The sequence below is a fragment of the Streptomyces finlayi genome, from assembly GCF_014216315.1.
Classification (GTDB): Bacteria; Actinomycetota; Actinomycetes; order Streptomycetales; family Streptomycetaceae; genus Streptomyces; species Streptomyces finlayi_A.
Genome location: NZ_CP045702.1, coordinates 1,561,375 through 1,581,660 on the forward strand (window position 1 = coordinate 1,561,375; position 20,286 = coordinate 1,581,660).

General features: G+C 69.1%; 11 protein-coding genes and 1 pseudogene. 2 read left to right on the forward strand and 10 right to left on the reverse strand.

The window, feature by feature from the left end; genetic code table 11:
* Positions 1-10 precede the first annotated feature (10 nt).
* Both F0344_RS07095 and nrdR read right to left on the reverse strand, forming a co-directional pair.
* Positions 11-2,923, reverse strand: coding sequence for a vitamin B12-dependent ribonucleotide reductase (locus tag F0344_RS07095; protein WP_185297966.1), 2,913 nt, complete (start codon positions 2,921-2,923; stop codon positions 11-13).
* A gap of 159 nt (positions 2,924-3,082) precedes the next feature.
* On the reverse strand, positions 3,083-3,595 hold the full coding sequence (gene nrdR / locus F0344_RS07100) for a transcriptional regulator NrdR (protein ID WP_185297967.1): 513 nt from the start codon (positions 3,593-3,595) through the stop codon (positions 3,083-3,085).
* 498 nt (positions 3,596-4,093) lie between these two features.
* Between nrdR and lexA the strand changes: the two genes are divergently transcribed.
* Positions 4,094-4,891, forward strand: a complete 798-nt coding sequence (lexA, locus tag F0344_RS07105) for a transcriptional repressor LexA (protein WP_185297968.1) — start codon at positions 4,094-4,096, stop codon at positions 4,889-4,891.
* Between the two features lie 76 nt (positions 4,892-4,967).
* Here lexA and F0344_RS07110 read toward each other — a convergent pair.
* The 5 genes and pseudogenes from F0344_RS07110 to F0344_RS07130 form a co-directional block, all read right to left on the reverse strand.
* Positions 4,968-6,937: pseudogene (locus F0344_RS07110) on the reverse strand (ATP-dependent DNA helicase).
* A 38-nt stretch (positions 6,938-6,975) separates the two neighbouring features.
* A complete protein-coding gene (locus F0344_RS07115; RefSeq protein ID WP_185297969.1) occupies positions 6,976-8,970 on the reverse strand; it encodes an IucA/IucC family protein in 1,995 nt (664 codons plus the stop codon).
* A 60-nt stretch (positions 8,971-9,030) separates the two neighbouring features.
* Positions 9,031-9,753: a GNAT family N-acetyltransferase gene (locus F0344_RS07120; protein ID WP_185297970.1), complete on the reverse strand. Its 723-nt coding sequence runs from the start codon at positions 9,751-9,753 to the stop codon at positions 9,031-9,033.
* A gap of 49 nt (positions 9,754-9,802) precedes the next feature.
* Positions 9,803-11,689: an IucA/IucC family protein gene (locus tag F0344_RS07125; RefSeq protein WP_185297971.1), complete on the reverse strand. Its 1,887-nt coding sequence runs from the start codon at positions 11,687-11,689 to the stop codon at positions 9,803-9,805.
* A gap of 28 nt (positions 11,690-11,717) precedes the next feature.
* Entirely contained in the window at positions 11,718-13,109 is a 1,392-nt protein-coding gene (locus tag F0344_RS07130; protein ID WP_185297972.1) for a diaminobutyrate--2-oxoglutarate transaminase family protein, read from the reverse strand.
* A gap of 323 nt (positions 13,110-13,432) precedes the next feature.
* On the opposite strand from F0344_RS07130, the gene F0344_RS07135 reads away from it, so the two are divergent.
* Positions 13,433-14,656, forward strand: coding sequence for a trypsin-like serine peptidase (locus F0344_RS07135; RefSeq protein WP_185297973.1), 1,224 nt, complete (start codon positions 13,433-13,435; stop codon positions 14,654-14,656).
* A 171-nt stretch (positions 14,657-14,827) separates the two neighbouring features.
* Here the strand turns inward: F0344_RS07135 and hflX are convergent, their stop codons facing one another.
* From hflX to F0344_RS07150, 3 genes are all read right to left on the reverse strand, one after another.
* Positions 14,828-16,348, reverse strand: a complete 1,521-nt coding sequence (gene hflX, locus F0344_RS07140; RefSeq protein ID WP_185297974.1) for a GTPase HflX — start codon at positions 16,346-16,348, stop codon at positions 14,828-14,830.
* A gap of 199 nt (positions 16,349-16,547) precedes the next feature.
* Positions 16,548-17,999 (reverse strand): M1 family metallopeptidase, encoded by a 1,452-nt coding sequence (locus F0344_RS07145; RefSeq protein ID WP_185297975.1) that lies wholly within the window; start codon positions 17,997-17,999, stop codon positions 16,548-16,550.
* Positions 18,000-18,083: 84 nt separating this feature from the next.
* Positions 18,084-20,237 (reverse strand): RelA/SpoT family protein, encoded by a 2,154-nt coding sequence (locus F0344_RS07150; protein WP_185297976.1) that lies wholly within the window; start codon positions 20,235-20,237, stop codon positions 18,084-18,086.
* Positions 20,238-20,286: the final 49 nt, after the last annotated feature.

The window sequence follows — 20,286 nt, forward strand, 5'->3', positions numbered from 1 at the left end:
GCGTCCTGGATCAGCTGCAGCCACTGGTGGAGCCGCAGCCCTCACAGATGTAGCAGGAACCGGCGCGCTGCATCTTCGTGCCGCAGGAGAAGCAGAGCGGCGCGTCCGCGCTGATACCGAGCTGCATCTCGACCAGCTCGGCCGAGGTGTGGGCCGTCTTCGGAGCCGGCTTCTCGGCCGCCTCCTCCGGGGCCGCGACCGCCTTCAGGGGCTCCACGTGAAGCGGAGCGGACTGGGCGAGGCTCTCGGTGTCCATGCCCTCGTCCTCGAACTCGAACGACGGCTCGTACGAACCGGTGTCGAGGTGACGCTGACGCTCATCGGCCGAGTGGATACCGAGCGCGGAGCGCGTCTCGAAGGGCAGGAAGTCCAGCGCCAGGCGGCGGAAGATGTAGTCGACGATCGACTGCGCCATCCGCACGTCCGGGTCGTCCGTCATACCGGCCGGCTCGAAGCGCATGTTGGTGAACTTCGAGACGTACGTCTCCAGCGGCACGCCGTACTGGAGACCGACCGAGACCGCGATCGAGAAGGCGTCCATCATGCCCGCGAGGGTCGAACCCTGCTTGGACATCTTCAGGAAGACCTCACCGAGGCCGTCGTCCGGGTAGGAGTTGGCGGTCATGTACCCCTCGGCGCCACCGACCGTGAAGGAGGTGGTGATGCCGGGACGGCCCTTGGGCAGACGCTTGCGGACCGGACGGTACTCGATGACCTTCTCCACCGCGGTACGGATGGTGTCCTCGGTCTTCGCGGTGATCGCGTCCTTCTTCTCCTCCCACTTCTTCGTGGAGAGGGGCTGGCCGACCTTGCAGTTGTCGCGGTAGATCGCGAGCGCCTTGACGCCCATCTTCCACGCCTCGAAGTAGACCTCTTCGACGTCCTCGACGGTGGCCGTCTCCGGCAGGTTCACCGTCTTGGAGAGCGCGCCGGAGATCCACGGCTGGATGGCCGCCATCATCCGGACATGGCCCATCGCGGAGATGGACCGCTCGCCCATCGCGCAGTCGAAGACCTCGTAGTGCCCGGGCTTCAGGCCCGGGGCGTCGATCACATTGCCGTTCTCGGCGATGTGGGCGACGACCGCCTCGATCTGCTCCGGCTGGTAGCCGAGGCGGCGCAGCGCCTGCGGGACGGTGCCGTTGACGATCTGCATCGATCCGCCGCCGACGAGCTTCTTGAACTTGACCAGGGCGAGGTCGGGCTCGAGACCGGTGGTGTCGCAGGACATCGCGAGACCGATGGTGCCGGTGGGAGCGATGACCGACGCCTGGGCGTTACGGAAACCGTTCTTCGCACCGAGCCGGATCACGTCCTGCCAGGCCTCCGTGGCGGCGGCCCAGATCGGCGAGTCCAGGTCGTCCACGTGCACCGCGACGGCGTTGGCGTCGGAATGCTGCTTCATGACGCGCTGGTGCGGTTCGGCGTTGCGGGCGTAGCCGTCGTACGCGCCGACGACCGCGGCGAGCTCGGCGGAGCGCTTGTACGAGGTGCCGGTCATCAGCGACGTGATGGCACCGGCGAGCGCGCGGCCGCCTTCGCTGTCGTAGGCGTGGCCGGTCGCCATGAGCAGGGCGCCGAGGTTGGCGTAACCGATGCCCAGCTGCCGGTAGGCGCGGGTGTTCTCGCCGATCTTCTGCGTCGGGAAGTCCGCGAAGCAGATGGAGATGTCCATCGCGGTGATGACCAGCTCGACGACCTTGGAGAAGCGCTCGGACTCGAAGGACTGGTGGCCTTCGCCGTCGTCCTTGAGGAACTTCATCAGGTTCAGCGAGGCCAGGTTGCACGAGGTGTTGTCCAGGTGCATGTACTCGCTGCAGGGGTTCGAGCCGTTGATCCGGCCGGACTCCGGGCAGGTGTGCCAGTGGTTGATGGTGTCGTCGTACTGGATGCCGGGGTCGGCACAGGCCCAGGCCGCCTCGGCCATCTTGCGGAAGAGGGACTTGGCCTCCACCTCCTCGATGACCTCACCGGTCATCCGGGCACGCAGACCGAACTTCCCGCCGGACTCCACGGCCTTCATGAACTCGTCGTTCACACGGACCGAGTTGTTGGCGTTCTGGTACTGGACGGACGTGATGTCGTCGCCGCCCAGGTCCATGTCGAACCCCGCGTCGCGCAGGGCGCGGATCTTCTCCTCCTCCTTGACCTTGGTCTCGATGAAGTTCTCGATGTCGGGGTGGTCGACGTCGAGAATGACCATCTTGGCCGCACGGCGGGTGGCCCCACCGGACTTGATCGTTCCAGCGGACGCGTCGGCGCCGCGCATGAAAGAGACCGGGCCGGAGGCGTTGCCACCGGAGGAGAGCAGCTCCTTGGAGGAGCGGATACGGGAGAGGTTCAGGCCGGCACCGGAGCCGCCCTTGAAGATCATGCCCTCTTCCTTGTACCAGTCGAGGATCGACTCCATGGAGTCGTCGACGGCCAGGATGAAGCAGGCGGAGACCTGCTGCGGCTGAGGCGTTCCGACGTTGAACCAGACCGGCGAGTTGAAGCTGAAGATCTGGTGCAGGAGGGCATACGCCAGCTCGTGCTCGAAGATCTCGGCGTCAGCGGGAGAGGTGAAGTAGTTGTAGTCCTCACCGGCCTTCCGGTACGTCTTGACGATCCGGTCGATGAGCTGCCGCAGACCGGTCTCGCGCTGCGGGGAGCCGACGGCACCCCGGAAGTACTTGCTGGTGACGATGTTGACCGCGTTCACCGACCAGAAGTCGGGGAACTCGACGCCACGCTGCTCGAAGTTGATCGAGCCGTCGCGCCAGTTGGTCATGACGACATCCCGGCGTGCCCACGCCACCTCGTCGTACGGATGCACTCCGGGGGTGGTGTGAATGCGCTCGATACGCAGACCCTGCCGATTCGCAGTCGACTTGGTGCCCTTGGTGCGGGAACCTCGTGCCGGGCCGCTCACCGTCTCTGTCATGCCGCCTCCCATATGTGGGCAAAAACGCCCTGAAGTACCCAGTTCTTCCCAGGGCACAGTGTGTGTCTGATGCTCCGGGCGCCGCTCGCAGCGCCGGGAACAGGTCTTGGTACCGCCCTGCCTCCGGCCGGCAGACCTCCGCCGCCCGACCGGTGCCGATCAGTCGGCGGCGATGGCGGGCGCGGGGACCTCGAGGGTCTCGCCGCTCCCGCGTTCGTTCGCGGGAGGCCGTTGCTCGCGGAGTTGCGCGATGGCGGCCTCGAAGTCGTCGAGTGAGTTGAACGCCCGGTACACGGACGCGAACCGCAGGTACGCGACGAGGTCGAGTTCCTGCAGGGGGCCGAGTATGGCCAGACCCACGTCGTGGGTGGTCAGCTCGGCGCTGCCGGTGGCACGCACCGCCTCTTCGACCCGCTGGCCGAGCTTGGCGAGCGCGTCCTCGGTGACGGGCCGCCCCTGGCACGCCTTCCGGACACCGGAAATGACCTTGGTGCGGCTGAAGGGTTCCGTCACACCGCTGCGCTTGACCACCATCAGCGAACAGGTCTCCACCGTCGTGAAACGGCGGGAGCAGTCGGGGCACTGGCGGCGCCGTCGGATCGACGTGCCGTCGTCGGTGGTGCGACTGTCGACGACCCTGCTGTCGGGGTGCCTGCAGAAGGGGCAGTGCATGGCTCCCAACCCTCCTTCACAGCGCGACTGAATAGCCTCGCCAGGCCCGTCACGGGCCCTTCGAAGCAGGCTCAAGCATAGGCGATCGCCGCTCCCCGATGAACCAGGGACCACAACCTCTGGGTGAGCGAGGCAATCCAACCACTAGATCTAGGGTTTCGCGGCACTTTCGGCCCTAGCGCGTGTCGCGCTTGCGGACCACTGCGGCGGCATGCGGCCAGGCATGAGAGTACGGGAGACACACGACTCCCCCGAGGGCGGGGCGCCGGCTGACGGACTGGCGCCGCGCCCGCCGAAAGGGCCCCCGCAAGCTCGCCGGGAAACTGCGGGCGCTACCGTAATGGCCGGAATTGCCGGTCGCCCTGGAGGCGGCCCATACACCCCGCCATAAGCTCTCGGCGGGCCTTTATTCGTTTTTCACTCGAACGTGTGTTTGGCGCAACCTTTCGAAAGCTACTACCGTTGTCCAACTAGGGAGAACATTCGAGAGGGGCCGACGTGACCACCACCGCAGACAGTGCCACCATCACTGCCCAGGACCACCGCTCCCAGAGCCGACTTGAGCCGGTGCATGCAATGAATGACTCAGTCGTGAACACGGAGGGGCCGGAGCCCGCGCGTCCCGCGCGCTCCATGCCCGGCCGCCCACCAGGAATCCGGGCGGACAGCTCCGGGCTCACGGACCGGCAGCGGCGGGTGATCGAGGTCATTCGCGATTCGGTTCAGCGCCGAGGGTACCCGCCCTCGATGCGGGAGATCGGCCAGGCGGTAGGGCTGTCCAGCACGTCGTCCGTCGCTCACCAGCTGATGGCCCTGGAGCGCAAGGGCTTCCTGCGCCGGGACCCGCACCGCCCTCGTGCGTACGAGGTCCGGGGCTCGGACCAGCCCAGCACCCAGCAGACCGACACGACGGGCAAGCCCGCCGCTTCGTACGTTCCGCTGGTGGGCCGGATCGCGGCCGGTGGTCCGATCCTCGCCGAGGAATCGGTCGAGGACGTCTTCCCGCTACCCCGCCAGCTCGTGGGCGACGGAGAGCTGTTCGTCCTCAAGGTCGTCGGCGATTCGATGATCGAGGCCGCGATCTGTGACGGCGACTGGGTCACGGTCCGGCGCCAGCCGGTCGCGGAGAACGGGGACATCGTGGCGGCCATGCTGGACGGTGAGGCCACCGTCAAGCGGTTCAAGCGCGAGGACGGCCATGTATGGCTCCTCCCGCACAACTCCGCCTACCAGCCGATCCCCGGCGACGAGGCCACCATCCTCGGCAAGGTGGTGGCGGTGCTACGGCGGGTCTGAAACCCGCCGGTTCCGACCGGGCCCCGGGATGCACTGCGCCGATCCCGGGGCCCTGCCATGTCTGCCGCCCGGTCGCCTACCGCCCGTCGGCCTTGGCCGCCGCGTCAATGGCCGCGAGCGAACGCCGCACCTGACTGCGGTCCGTGGTGTACCAGAAGTCGGGCAGCGAAGCGCGCAGATAGCTTCCGTACCGGGCGTTGGCCAGCCGCGGGTCAAGCACGGCGACCACCCCCTTGTCGCCCGTGGCCCGCACGAGCCGTCCGGCGCCCTGTGCCATCAGCAGGGCGGCATGGGTCGCCGCGACGGCCATGAATCCGTTGCCACCCGCCTCTTCGACCGCCTTCTGCCGGGCGCTCATCAGCGGGTCGTCAGGGCGTGGGAACGGAATCCGGTCCATGATCACGAGTTGGCAGCTCGCTCCGGGCACATCGACGCCCTGCCAGAGCGAAAGCGTGCCGAACAGACAGGTCTCCGGGTCGGCGGCGAAGTTCTTGATGAGTTCGCCGAGCGTCTCCTCACCCTGCAGAAGGATCGCCCTCCCGAGCCGGCCCCGCAGTTCCTCGGCCGCCGCCTGGGCCGCCCGCATCGAGGAGAACAGCCCCAGGGTCCGGCCACCTGCCGCCTCGATCAGCTCGGCGAGCTCGTCGAGCATGTCGGTGCGGGAGCCCTCCCGCCCCGGTGTGGCCAGATGACGGGCGACGTAGAGGATTCCCTGCTTCGGATAGTCGAAGGGTGAGCCGACGTCGAGGCCCTTCCACTGCGGGATGTCATCGCCCGCTGTGCCTTCCGGGGCAAGCCCCAGAGACGCTCCGACCCCGTTGAAATCGCCGCCGAGCTTCAGCGTCGCCGAGGTCAGGACCACGGAACGGTCCGCGAAGAGCTTCTCGCGGAGGAGACCCGAGACGGAGAGCGGGGCGACCCGCACCGAGGCACCGAAACGGTCGTGCCGCTCGTACCAGACGACGTCGTACTCGGAGCCCTGGGTGATGCGCTCGGCCACACCGTGAATCGTCTCGACCGACGCCATCGCCTGCTTACGGACCGCGTCCTCGTCCTGGACGGACTTGTCCCGGGTGGAGCCCAGCGCGGAGATCACCGTACGCGCGGCGTCCCGCAGCGCCATGAGCGCGTAGCCCAGGTCCTCGGGGACCTCTTCCAGACGCCCCGGAAGCGCCAGCTCCATCACCCGCTCGAAGCCCTCGGACGCGGTCAGGAGGGCATCGGCCGCCTTCTCGTTGACCAGCTTCGCCGCGCGGCGCACCGCCCGGTTCACCTGGCCGGGGTGAGCTCCCCCGTGGCCACACCCGTCACCCGGGACACCAGCTCATGGGCCTCGTCGACGATCAGCACCTCGTGCTGCGGGAGCACCGGGGCGCCTTCGATGGCGTCGATCGCGAGCAAGGCGTGATTGGTGACGACCACGTCGGCGAGCTTGGCCCGCTCCCGGGCCGTCTCTGCGAAGCATTCGGCGCCGTACGCGCACTTCGAAGCCCCTAGGCACTCCCGGGAGGAGACCGAGATCTGCGCCCACGCCCGGTCCGAGACACCGGGAGTGAGGTCGTCCCTGTCCCCGGTCTCCGTCTCGTCCGCCCAGTCCCGCATACGCAGCAGGTCCTGCCCCAGCTTGCTGGAGGGCGCTGCCGCCTCGAACTGATCGAAGAGGCCGTCCTCCTCTTCCTGCGGTACTCCCTCGTGGAGCCGGTGCAGGCAGAGGTAGTTCGACCGGCCCTTGAGCATGGCGTACTCGGGTCGGCGGCGCAGTATCGGATGCAGGGCGTCGACCGTCCGCGGAAGGTCTCGCTCCACGAGCTGCCGCTGGAGCGCGAGGGTCGCCGTGGCCACCACGACGCGCTCCCCGTGTGCCAGCGCGGGCACCAGATATCCGAGGGACTTGCCCGTGCCGGTTCCAGCCTGGACCAGCAGATGGGAATGGTCGTCGACAGCGTCGGCGACGGCCTCGGCCATGCTGACCTGGCCAGGCCGCTCCGTCCCGCCGACGGCGGTGACGGCGGCGTGGAGGAGTTCGGTGAGGGATGGCTTCGTCATAGCGCGACCAGCCTACGGCGCGGCACTGACAACGACGGTCACCCCCCAACCCGCCCCAGCGGGTGGAGCGGGTTGGGAACCGTGCCGTGGACGGCGGCGTGCGGGCGCTGCGAGCGGTCCCGGTAGCCGTCCACATGCAGACGGTTGCGGTTGAGGCAGAGACGCTCGATGCGAGGGGTCAGCATGTCGAACATCTCGAACCGGTCTTTGAGCTCCGGGAACCGTGCGTGATGCCGGACGATTTCCGCCCGCACGAGTGACCAGAATTCGTCTTCAGGCACTCCCAGCTGTTCCTCGCACAGGGGGGAGAGATAGCGGAAGACACCGACGAACAGTCCGGAGTGGATGAACTGGGTGAGAAAGGTGGGGCTCTCCGTCAGCAGGATGCGGCGCACTGCGTCCGGCATGCTGTCGTGCTCCGGCAGGGGCCGGGCGCTGATGTTCACATCGTCGACGAAGTCCTTGATCGCCAGACGTACCGGGACGTCCTGGTCGTCGAACACGACGATGGCGTTCTCTCCGTGCGGGGAAAAGACCGTGCCGTAGCGGTAGAGGAAATGCAGGAGCGGAGGGAGCAGGGCTCCGAAGAGCCGCGTCAGCCACACGGTGGGTGCCAGCCCGGACCGAGTGACAAGTTCCGCCACGAAGGCACGGCCCTCCGGGTCGGTGTGCAGCAACGACGCCAGCGTGCGGGCCCGCTCTCCGGCCGCGAGCCGGGTATGGAGAGGCTCCCGCCAGATCGCGCCGAGTATCTCCTTGAACTGGTACGGCGTTTCCGGCAGAAGGTCGTAGAGCGGGTGCTCGACGGCTACGGACGCGACCTCGCCGAGGAGGATGACGCCGCAGGTGTCCCGGAGGAACGGGTCGGATTCGCACCGTCCCTGGACCCAGGCCGTCACGGCCGGGGCCGCGAGCGTGCGCTCGGTGGGGAGGCCGCGCCAGACGAGGGTGTTGAGGATGGACAACGGCAGCTTGACCGTGTGCCGGTCCTTCCGTGCCACGTTGGTGAACGTACGGATGGACTGCTGGGGCAGCCGGAGATCGCCGTCGGGGTGCAGCCGCACGATGTCGCCGTCCGCGATCGCCGGAGCGAAGTGCGGCACGATCCACTCGTCCCACTGCCAGGGGTGTACGGGAAGGAACAGGTACTCCCGGGGGTCGAGGCCGCGGGCCCGCAGCGCTGCGTCGAAGGACCTGCGGACGGAGGGGTCCAGTTCCTGGGCGTAGAGCTGCTCGGGGGTGGCGAGACGGGGCACGCCCCGGTATCCCGCGATGCGTGTACTGACGGCGATCCAGGGCAGCCGGACCGCCCGGCGGGCTTCGGGCGCGAAGCAGGCCATGTCCTCGGCGGAGAATCCGAGCCGCCCCTTGTTGGCGACGAGCCAGGGATGGCCGGTCTGATGGCCTTCGAGCTCGGCGTAGTCGAGTTCCGCGAGACGGGCAGCGCTGACGGCGTTGTGATCGAGCCGGGCGTCGGCGGCGAGCGTGGTGGTGACTTCGCGGATGAGATGGCCCAGCGTGGCACCGTCGATTCCCAGAAGCCGGTGGGCACGAGCGAGGAACTGCAGGGGATCACGGAAGGGGCGCGGTACGGAGCGGGGGTTTCCGGCCGCCTCGGCCGGAGATCCCGCGTCGTCTTGGGCCCGGTGCGCGGCGTTGATCGCGGTGGCCGAGCCGGCGTTCGCGGTGGCCGAGCCGGCGTTGTTGCCGGTGGTGTCGGCGTCGATCGCGGTGGTCGAGCCGGCGGTGATCTCGGTGATCGATCCCGCCTCGACGCGCCAACTCCCGTAGACGCCTCGCCGGGCCCGGAAGCGCAGGGTGGCGCCGTCGTCGAGCGGAAGGGAATAGGTGTCGCCGCTCTTGTCCCCCTTGCCCACCGCGGCCGGCTCGATGACCTCCTCGTAAGCGAACTCGCCGAGCATTTTCGCGAGAAGCCGGACCGCGGCACGGTCCCAGCCCGTCCGGTTCAGTTCCGGAGTGCTGTGCGACGCACAGGGCTCCGCCGCGTCATTGCTCGCAGGATATTTCGGCACGGGGACTCCTCCGGGTGGAACCGATGGGGCTCGAGCGGTGTAAGTAGGTCAGCGAGCTGTTCACAGCTGGGCACGATGAGCTCGGTCGCGAACCATCAAAGCGGCGCGCTTGTCGGGCAGTTCGACCTCCGCCGAGAAGCGGAAGCCGGCACTCAGGAAGGCTGCGACGGAAGGGGTGTTACGCATGTCGGGTTCGGCGACCACGCGTCTGCACAAGGGAAGGCTGTCGAGTACGAGGTCGGCGACGGCACGCAGCAGTGTGGTGCCCACGCCCCGGCCACGGTTGGTCACACCGCCGATCAGCAGGTGGATACCCGTGTCGTGCGGCCTCGCCGGGTAGTGGCGCGCCAGCGGGTCCAGATCCGCCCGGTAGATCTCCCAGTAGCTCATGGGGATGCCTCCGAGGACGCCGAGGCAGGGCATGCTCCGTCCGTCCCCTCCCAGCTGCGGCCGGAGGTGATCGGCGGTGACGGTCTCGGCTCCGGCGAGCTCCCAGAACGCGGCGACGGCGGGGTCGTTCATCCAGCGGCTGATCAGCGCGAGGTCACGCTCCAGCCGTACCGGGACAAGCTGGAATACACCGGCGGAGGTGGTGACCGGGCGCCAGGCCGCAGGATCGCCGAGCAGATCGGAGGCGGCCGGCCGGGTGGCGGGCGCCGGGTCCTCACCGAACAGGGCGAGGAGTTCCTCGGAGAGCCTCAGGTCCAAAGTGTCCTCGGTGCCCGTGGCGAGTTGGGGGGCAACGTCGGTTCCGGTGTCCGTGTGCGCGTCGGCAGGAGGCACGTGACGCTCTCCTCTCGTGGGATCAGATGGGCATGTTGTTCAGGATCTTTCAGGGGTGAAGGGGGTTGGTGATGGTGACGTAGACGGACTGGGTGTCGACCGGTCCCACCAGTTCGTCGAGGCCGTGCAGCCGGGTCAGCAGGTTGGCCTTGCAGCGCAGTTGCGTCGTCTCCAGCAGGTACGCGGGCAGCGGGGAGCCCAGTCCTGAGACGCCGTCGAGGAAGCGACGGAATGCGGCGAGCAGCACCTGTTCGTCCGCGAGGCGCTGGGCGCCGAAGGCTCCGATGAGACCGAGGACGTTGTTGATGCCCAGGTAGTAGGCGAAACGCTCGTCCGTGACCGGGTCCGGGACGAAGGTGTCGCTGAGCGCGCCGATGCCGGGAAGCCGGTGTTCCAGTGCGGCCCGGTGGGATTCACGGAAGTAGTAGCCCTGGTTGTCCCGGTAACGGCCGCCGATGGGCCAGCCCTCGGGGTCGAGCAGCACCAGGGTGTTCTGCTGGTGGGCCTCAAGGGCGACTCCGGCCTTGGCGTCGAGCCACAGCACGGGACGTACGACACGGTCCAGGTAGCGAAGGAACCACTCGGCGGAAACGGCTGCCTTGGTCCGGCCGGTGCGTGCGGCCAGCCGGGAGACGCATTCGGCGAGCCGCGAGCGCATGACCGTGCGGTCCGGCCAGGGCCGTGGGGCTGTCAGTCCGGCGAGGCACACCGCGTCGTCCCCGGGGCCGAACGGGTTGTGCCGGAGCATGACGTCGAGTCCGGCGACAGGTTCGCCGTCCGGGGCGTCGACGGCCAGCCAGGCGGGGTCCCTGACGATGTCGAAGCCGGGGTGGACCGCGTGCCACTGGTCGGCGAGACCGCTGCGGAGCAGCCGGTGGACCTCTGCCCCTCGGTGGAGTTCCTTGCGGAGATTCTCACGACGGGAGTTGGTGATGCGTACGCCCAGGGACAGCTTCAGCATGAGCCCGGCGCCGGGCTGGTGCACCGTGCGGACGGAGGATGTGGGGTGCCACGGCGCTCCGTGTGTGCCGAGGTCGTGGAGGAGCCCCGCCTCGAGCAGTGCGCCGACTTCCGGGCGGCGCATCAGGTCGCCGGCCTGCCAGGGGTGGAGCGGGAGTGCCGTGGTGTGGTCGGGAAGGCACAGGCCGTCGGCGTGCGGTGCGACGAGGTGCTGGGCGGAAACCGGGCGGCCTCTCTGCGTCCAGGCCGACTCGGTGGCCAGTACCGACCGGTCGACGGCCATCCAGTGGAGAGGGAAGGAGCCACGCAACTCGGGCGAGTAGAGGCGGGCTTCGGCGTCGGAGAGACCTTGGCGGCTCTTGGGCGTGGGGTGCAGGGGGTGGCCGAGGAGGAGGGACTGCTCGGCGGTGAGGAACAGGTCGGCGTCGGCCGGCTCGGCGGGGGTGCGTCGCCGCTCGTCGATGAACGCGGCCGTGTGCCGTACCGAATCGGCCACCCGGGCCACGAGATCGGAGCCCCTATCACGGTCGGCCTCGCGGCCCAGAAGGGCGGCGAGGGTGACGGCATCGACGGGTGGGGCGGACTCGGGTGCGGTCTCCAGCGTGGGGGCGCCGAAGCGGTGCCAGCCGGTGGCGGACCAGTGGAGGACGGGGGCGAGCAGCGCGGTCCCGGTGGCGGGGAGCGGGATGCGCAGGACGCCGCGGTCCGGGCGGCGGAGGTCGTTCTCCCGGGTCCAGCAGCGCAGGAGGTTCTCGGTACCGGCCGCGTCGGCTGCCCTGAGCGGGTCCGGGTGGTCGAGGAGGTCCTGTGCCGCGCCGATGGATGCGCTCGCGGAGGAACGCCGGTCGCCGCGCGGCGCGGTCTTCTGACGTGGCACGGTCGTCGACTCGACTGCCACGGGACTGTCCGGTCCGTCCTGCCCGGAGTAAGGGCTGGTGAGAGGGCCGTCGGCCTCGGGCGCGGGGGTGGGGTTCACGGCAGTCTTCCTTACGAGGTGTCCGGGATCAGCGGTGCAGCCCGGCTGTGGTCCGACGGTGCGGTGAGCGCTCTGCGGCTGCCAGCGCGTCGGCGAGGCGGTCGACGACCGCTGTTGCCTGTTCGTCCGTGAGAGTCAGAGGAGGGAGCAGACGTACGACTGCGGAGTGGCGTCCGCCGAGTTCGACGATGAGGCCACGGCTCAGACATTCCTGCTGGACTGCGGCGGCGAGGATCGGATCGGCCGACGGGGCGGTCGAGGATGCGGACCGCCCGGCCGGGACGGTGGCCTCCGGGTCGACGAGCTCCATGCCGATCATCAGGCCACGGCCCCGGACGTCGCCGATGCTCGGATGGTCCGCGCGCAGAGCCTGGAGCCGGGCGAGCATCCGGGCTCCCAGCGTCGCGGCGCGTTCCGCGAGCCGGTTCTCGCGCACGTACTTGAGCGTGGCCGCGCCGGCGGCCATGGCCAGTTGATTGCCACGGAAGGTACCGGCGTGCGCTCCGGGCTGCCAGAGGTCCAGCTCGGACCGGTAGACGATCACCGCCAGCGGAAGGGAGCCGCCGATGGCCTTGGACAGCACCATCACATCCGGCACGATGCCGCTGTGCTCGACCGCCCAGAAGGCACCGGTCCGGCCGACGCCGGTCTGCACCTCGTCGGCGATCAGAGGAATGCCGCGCGCCACGGTGATCTCCCGCATGCGCCGCAGCCAGTCGTCGGGCGCGGGATTCACTCCGCCTTCGCCCTGGACCGGTTCCACGATCATCCCGGCGGGAGCGGGCACCCCTGCTTTCGGGTCGTCGAGGAGATGCTCCGTCCAGTGGGCCGCGATCTCCGCTCCGCGCTCCCCGCCCACGCCGAACGGGCAGCGGTACTCCTGCGGAAAGGGCAGGCGTGTCACTTGTACGTCCGGGGCGCCGCCCGACGCCGCCAGCGCTCCGGCCGTCATCCCGTGGTACGCGCCGGTGAAGGCGAGAAGCCCGGAGCGGCCGGTCGCGGCCCGGACCAGCTTGAACGCGGCCTCCACGGCGTCCGTTCCGGCCGGCCCGCAGAACTGGATCCGGGCGTTGTCCGCGAACTGCCGCGGCAGGGTCGCGAACAGCTCGGTCGTGAAGGCGTCCTTGACAGGGGTGGCGAGATCGAGCACATGCAGCGGTGCGCCCGAGTCGATGACCTTCCTGATCGCCTCCAGCACCACCGGGTGGTTGTGGCCCAGCGCCAGGGTGCCCGCCCCGGACAGACAGTCGAGGTAGCGCCGTCCGTCCGCTCCTTCGATGGTCAGCCCCCGGGCCCGGACGGGCACGATCGGCAGGGACCGCGCATAGGTGCGGGCCGCCGATTCACGCTGTGCCTGGCGTCGCAGAATTCCCTCGTGGGCGGGGGAGGGCATTACCGGAGCTGGTTCGGTCACGGCCACGGCTGTTGATCCTCCTGCTGTCACAGTTGCGTTGCACGTCAGTACGTTGCACCCGGGGAAGGGCCGTGACGGTGAACGCTGCCCGGGTGTCCCCCGTACGTACCAACGACGCCGGTCGCGGAGGATCACGGGTAAATCGGAAGATCCTTGCGGCGGCGGAACCATGGCCCTGGTGAGCGCCGTCCCCATCGGCACCGGCATAGTGGGGCGCGCACTCGGGACCGGGGCAGCCGTGCCGGCGTCCCGCGTGTGCGCGGCGCGCTACCACTCGCCACCGCGCCTTACCGAAGTGACGAATGACGAAGTCCCAGGGGGATCACCACATGCGACCCATTCGCCCGACCGATGCCGCACGCCGTGGGAGGAGCGCACGTCGCAAGCTCTCCCCCGTGCTCGCCGCAGCATCTCTCGCGACCGTTCTGGCGCTCACCGCCACCGCCTGCGGCCCGAGCGAAGAAGAAGCGAGCAACAAGCCGACCGACTCCGCGAGCCAGCCCTCCGACGGCAAGATCGCGATCCCGGACGATCTGAAGGACCGGCTCAAGGAGCACGGGATCGACCTCGACGAGTGGAAGAACGGCGAGTGGAAGAACTGGGACAAGGAGAAGTGGCTGCGTGAGGCCAAGGACTACGTCAACCCCGTCATCGAGGACCTCTGGGACCCGGACCGGATGCGGGATGCCGACAAGTCCCCGGAGAAGCCTGTCGACAACGACATCTCGGGTGACGACGGCGTAACGGACCCGACACCGGCTCCGGTGCCGGCCACTCCCCTGGCGACTCCGTACCACGACAACGCACCGGAGTCGGGCAAGCTCCTCTTCGACGGGCCCCAAGGCTCGATGGTCTGCTCCGCGACCGTCGTGAAGGACCCCGCGCACCCCGGCAAGTCCAACATGGTGTGGACCGCCGGACACTGCGTGCACGCGGGCAAGAAGGGCGGCTGGTACCGCAACATCGCCTTCGTCCCGGCGTACAACAACACGGGCATGTCGATGGCCGAGCTCGAGAACGCGACCAAGGAGCAGATCGCTCCCTACGGTGTGTGGTGGGGCCAGTGGGCCCAGACCTCCGAGCAGTGGATCTCCCAGGGCGCCTCGACCGGCGGCCAGGGTGCCCCGTACGACTTCGCGGTCCTGCACGTGACGCCGGAGAAGGGCGCTACGGGCAAGTCCCTGGAGGAGACGGTCGGTTCCGCGCTTCCGGTCGAGTTCAACGCCCCGGCTGTGCCCGAGATCGCCGAGATGACGGCCACCGGCTACCCGGCCGCCCCGCCGTTCGACGGTCAGAAGGCGCTCCAGTGCAAGGACAAGCCGGGCCGCCTCTCGGTCTTCCAGGCCGATCCGACCATGTACCGCATCGGCTGCACGATGACGGGCGGCTCCTCCGGTGGCGGCTGGGTCGGGGCGGGCCAGGACGGCAAGCCCGCACTGGTCTCCAACACGTCCATCGGTCCGGTGACGGCCGGCTGGCTGGCAGGTCCGCGCCTCGGCGCCGAGGCCAAGGGCGTCTTCGACTCGGTCAGCAAGAAGTTCGCCGGCCAGTAGGGCTCCGCCAAAATCCCCAAGATCCCCAAGCGGCACGCCGAAGGCCCGGTTCCCCCGACTGGGTTCCAACGGACCTCGCAACACCCGCGGTCTGTGGGAGTTGCGAGGACCGTCAGAACCCAAGGGGGGGGACCGGGCCTTCGGGTTGTGCGGTACCGCTGTGCTGGACCGTCAGCCGGTCACGGGAACGAACGTCGAGAGGTCCGCCGCCAGTTCCGCATGGACACGCGCCTTGAGGAGAGTGCCGTCCGGGGTGTGCTCCTCGGAAAGGACCTCGCCTTCGGCATGCACCCGGGAGACCAGACCGCCCTGGATGTACGGCACGAGTGCCTCGATCTCCACGGACGGCCGCGGCAGTTCCGCGTCGATCAGCGCGAGCAGTTCGTCGATGCCGGCGCCGGTCCGCGCCGACACGGCGATCGCGTGCTTCTCGATACGCAGCAGCCGTTGCAGCACGACCGGGTCGGCCGCGTCCGCCTTGTTGATCACGACGATCTCGGGAACGTCGAGCGCACCCACTTCGCGGATCACCTCACGGACCGCGGCAAGCTGCTCCTCCGGCACCGGGTGGGAACCGTCCACCACGTGCAGGATCAGGTCGGACTGGCCGACCTCCTCCATGGTGGAGCGGAACGCCTCGACGAGGTGGTGCGGCAGGTGCCGTACGAACCCGACGGTGTCGGCCAGCGTGTAGAGCCGACCGCTCGGTGTCTCGGCCCGGCGCACGGTCGGGTCGAGCGTGGCGAACAGTGAGTTCTCCACGAGGACGCCCGCACCGGTCAGCCGGTTGAGCAGGGAGGACTTGCCGGCGTTGGTGTATCCGGCGATGGCGACCGAAGGCACGTTGTTGCGCTTGCGCTCCTGGCGCTTGAGGTCACGGCCGGTCTTCATCTCCGCGATCTCCCGGCGCATCTTCGCCATCTTCTCGCGGATACGGCGCCGGTCCGTCTCGATCTTGGTCTCACCCGGACCACGCGTGGCCATTCCGCCACCACCACCGGAACCCGCGCCACCCATCTGCCGGGAGAGCGACTGGCCCCAGCCGCGCAGTCGCGGCAGCATGTACTGCATCTGTGCCAGCGATACCTGCGCCTTGCCCTCTCGGGACTTGGCGTGCTGGGCGAAGATGTCCAGGATCAGGGCGGTGCGGTCGACCACCTTGACCTTGACGACGTCTTCCAGGTGGATCAGCTGGCCGGGGCTCAGCTCACCGTCGCAGACGACGGTGTCGGCCCCGGTCTCGAGAACGATGTCGCGCAGCTCGAGTGCCTTGCCGGAACCGATGTAGGTGGCCGGGTCGGGCTTGTCGCGCCGCTGGAACACGGCGTCGAGCACCTGTGAACCAGCCGTCTCGGCAAGCGCCGCGAGCTCCGCGAGTGAGATCTCCGCATCGTGCACGGTGCCGGACGTCCAGACGCCGACCAGCACGACACGCTCAAGGCGCAGCTGGCGGTACTCGACCTCGGTGACGTCCTCCAGCTCGGTGGAGAGACCTGCCACGCGCCGCAGCGCCGTACGCTCAGAACGGTCCAGCTGATCGCCGTCCCGCTCACCGTCGATCTCGTGGCTCCAGGCGACGTCCTCTTCCATCAGGGCGTCGGCCCGAAGGCCCTCGGTGAGGCTTTCGGTCACGTTCTCCGTAGCGCTCTGCGCCTTCTGCGCGTCCTGGGGAAAGGAAGAAGAGGAGGTCATTGGATCCTTACGTCGATGGAATTCGCTTACGTCAGTCACAACGCGTGACCTTGCCGGATGATTCCCCTGCGGGGGTTCCGGGTCAGGTCGCCGCCCCGACCCGTTGATAGTGGCATGGCGCCGGCTGGCCCGTCACTCGGGTTTACCGGTGTTTCCGCCGTTGCCGCCCCGCCCCGGCCCCGCCCGGTCCGGTATCGGGTCACCGGCTCCGGGGCCTCTCGCTGCGCCAGTCCGGATGCCCGGGCATCGGGGGTGTCTTCTCCCCGTACAGCCACGCCTGGAAGAACGCGGTCAGATCGCGGCCGGCGATCCGGGAGGCCATGCCGGTGAAGTCCGCCGTGGTCGCGGACTCGTCCTTGTGGCGCCGCACCCACGTCCGCTCCAGCCGGTCGAAAGCGGCCACTCCGATCTCCTGCCGCAGTGCGTAGAGGACGAGGGCGCTTCCGTCGTACACCACCGGCCTGAAGAGGCTGATCTTGTGGCCCGGCTCGGGGGCGTCGGGGTGGGCCGGGGGGCCTCCGGCGGCCCGCCAGCCGTCGGACCGGGCATAGGCATGGCGCATCCGGCGTTCGAGCGGCTGCTCGGCGTGCTCCTCGGCGTACCGGGCCTCGTACCAGCTGGCATGTCCTTCGTTGAGCCACAGGTCGGACCACGACTTCGGGGAGACGCTGTTGCCGAACCACTGGTGGGCCAGCTCATGCACCATGATCGAGTCGACGTACCACTCGGGATAGCCGGGTTCGGTGAACAAGGACCGCTCGAAGAGCGAGAGCGTCTGGGTCTCCAGCTCGAAGCCCGTCTCCGTGTCCGCGACCAGCAGCCCGTACGTCTCGAAGGGATACCGGCCGACCTGCCGTTCCATCCACTCCATCTGGTCAGGGGTCTTCTTCAGCCAGGGCTCCAGCTTCTGCCGGTCCGCGGTCGGCACGACATCGCGCAGGGGCAGTCCGCCCGGTCCGGTCCGGTGCAGGACCGCGGAGCGGCCGATCGACACCTGGGCGAGCTCGGTGGCCATCGGATGCTCGGTGCGGTAGGTCCACGTGGTCGTGCCTCCCCGGCGCCGGGAGTCGACTGGCAGACCGTTCGCCACGGCGGTCAGCTTGTCGGGGGCGGTGATCCGGAAGGTGAAGTAGGCCTTGTCCGCCGGGTGGTCGTTGCCCGGGAAGACACGGTGCGCGGCATCGGCCTGGTTGGCCATGGCCAGGCCGTCGGCGGTACGCAGCCAACCCCCGTCGGCACGGCTGCCGTTCGGGTCACTGGTGTGCCGGACGGTGATGTGCAGGGGCACTCCGGCGGGGAGTGCCGCGGGTGCCTGGACCACCAGGTCCTCACCCTTCGTACCGAAGTCGGAGACCAGGCCGTTCACTTCGACGGCGCTGACCTTGCCCCGTGCGAAGTCGAGGTTGATGCGCTCCAGCGGTGCGGTGGTCCGTGCTTCGATCTTGGTGACGGCGTCCAGTGGCTTGCTGTTGCTGCCGTGGTACGTGAACGCGATGTCGTACGAGAGGACGTCGTACCCGGGGTTGCCGAGCTGGGGGAAGAGTCTGTCTCCGATGCCGAGCGGCTCGGGCGCGGGAAGGGTGGCGGCGACGAGGGTGGCCGAGGCGGTGGCCAGCAGGGCGGCACGCAGTCGACGGGAGGTGAGCGGCATGGACTACGGCTACCAGCGACCGTCCGCTCCGTCGGGGTGCCGCGCGCCGCACCACCCGAACGAGATCTTCCGGGGACCAGGCTGTCAGGTGGTGGTCGTCTGGTGCTGTGCGCGGCTCACGTCGTACACACCGGGCACGTCCCGCATGGCCCGCATGAGTCCGGGCAGTCCTGCGGCGTCGGGGATGTGCAGGGTGTAGGTGTGCCGGACCCGCTGCTCGCTGGGCGGTTCCACGGTGGCGGAGACGATGGCCGCGTCGGCCGTGGCGATCGCTTCGGTGAGGTCGGCGAGGAGCCTGGGCCGTCCGAAGGATTCCGCTACGAGAGTGACCCGGCACTCCCCCGCTTCCCGCCAGTCCCCGTCGTCGTTCCAGCGGGCCGCGACCGGTGGCCGCCCGGCCGCCCGCATACGGGCCACCGCCGGACACTCCCGGCGGTGCACGGTGACGGCACCGCCGCGCACGGTGAAGCCGGTGACCTCGTCGGGGGGTACGGGGGTGCAGCAGCCCGCGAGGCGTACCGCTGTTCCCGGCCCGTCCACGGCGACACTCACGACGCGTGCCCCCTGCTTGCTCCCGCCGCCCGACGCCTCGTCCGCGGGCTGGGGCTGGGGCTGGGGTTGCGATCTGGGGTGATCGGGCTGGCCGACAGGAGCTTGCGTGGCCTCGGGATGGGCGTCGATCCAGCCGGTGATGGCGATTCGGGCGGCCGCGGTGCGCGCGTGATCGAGCCAGTCGGGGGAAGGACCCGACGTCGCGTCCCGGCTGAGCAGCGGCTGCACGGTGTCGCCGTCGCTCAGGACGGTGCTGAGCGTGGCGAGCCGGCCGTTGACATGCGCTCCGATGCAGCCGTGCGCCTCCTCGCCGTACTGCGCGTACGCGGCGTCGACGCAGCTGGCGCCCGCGGGCAGACCGAGCGTCCCGCCCTCGGTGGAGAAGACGGTGATCTCCCGGTCCTGGGCCAGGTCGGCGTGGAGTGTGGTCCAGAAGGTGTCCGGGTCGGGGGCCGATTCCTGCCAGTCGAGGAGCCGGGAGAGCCAGCCGGGCCGGGTCGGGTCGGCACGCTCCCCTTCCGCCGGTTCCGACTGCTGGGCCGTCGTGCTGTCCGGGGTGTACGGGTTCCCGAGTGCGACGACGCCCGCTTCCGCGACCTTGTGCATCTGGTGCGTACGGACGAGGACCTCGGCGACGGCGCCGTCCCGGCCGACGACCGCGGTGTGCAGTGACTGGTACAGGTTGAACTTGGGGGCCGCGATGAAGTCCTTGAACTCCGAGATCACGGGCGTGAAACAGGTGTGCAGTTCACCGAGGACCGCGTAGCAGTCGGCGTCCTCGGCGACCAGGACCAGCAGGCGTCCGAAGTCGGTACCGCGCAGTTCGCCGCGTTTGATCCTGACCCGGTGCACGGACAGGAAGTGGCGGGGCCTGATCAGGACCTCGGCGGAGATGTCGGCGTCCTTGAGTGTCGCTCTGACGCGCTCGGCGATTTCGGTCAGCGGGTCGTCGCTGCCACCGGAACCGGCGATCAGCGCCCGGGTCTGTTCGTACTCCTCCGGGTGGAGGATCGCGAAGGCGAGGTCCTCCAGCTCTGTCTTGAGGGCCTGCACACCGAGCCGTTCGGCGAGGGGAATGAGGACGTCACGGGTGACCTTGGCGATCCTGACCTGCTTCTCCGGGCGCATCACCCCGAGGGTGCGCATGTTGTGCAGCCGGTCGGCGAGCTTGATCGACATCACCCGGACGTCGTTCCCGGTGGCCACGAGCATCTTGCGGAAGGTCTCGGGCTCGGCCGCCGCTCCGTAGTCGACCTTCTCGAGTTTGGTGACTCCGTCGACGAGGTAGCAGACCTCTTCGCCGAACTGCTCCCGCACCTGATCGAGCGTCACCTCCGTGTCCTCCACCGTGTCGTGGAGGAGCGAGGCGGTCAACGTCGTTGTCTCGGCGCCCAGTTCGGCGAGGATCAGGGTCACGGCGAGGGGGTGCGTGATGTACGGCTCACCGCTCTTGCGCATCTGGCCGCGGTGCGAGGACTCCGCGAGCACGTACGCCCGGCGGAGGATGGTGAGGTCGGCGTCAGGGTAGTGGGCCCGGTGGGCGTCGGCGACATGTCCGATGGCATCGGGCAGGCGGCCGCGGGAGGCCGGGCCGAGCAGCGCCACACGGCCGATCCTACGGAGATCGATCCGGGCACGGCCCCGCCTGCGAAGGGGAGCACCTGGGTTGGTGGCCTCTGCACTCATGGGGCGCCTCCGGCAGACGTCGACCGGCGGTGAGGAGGCGCGGATGCGT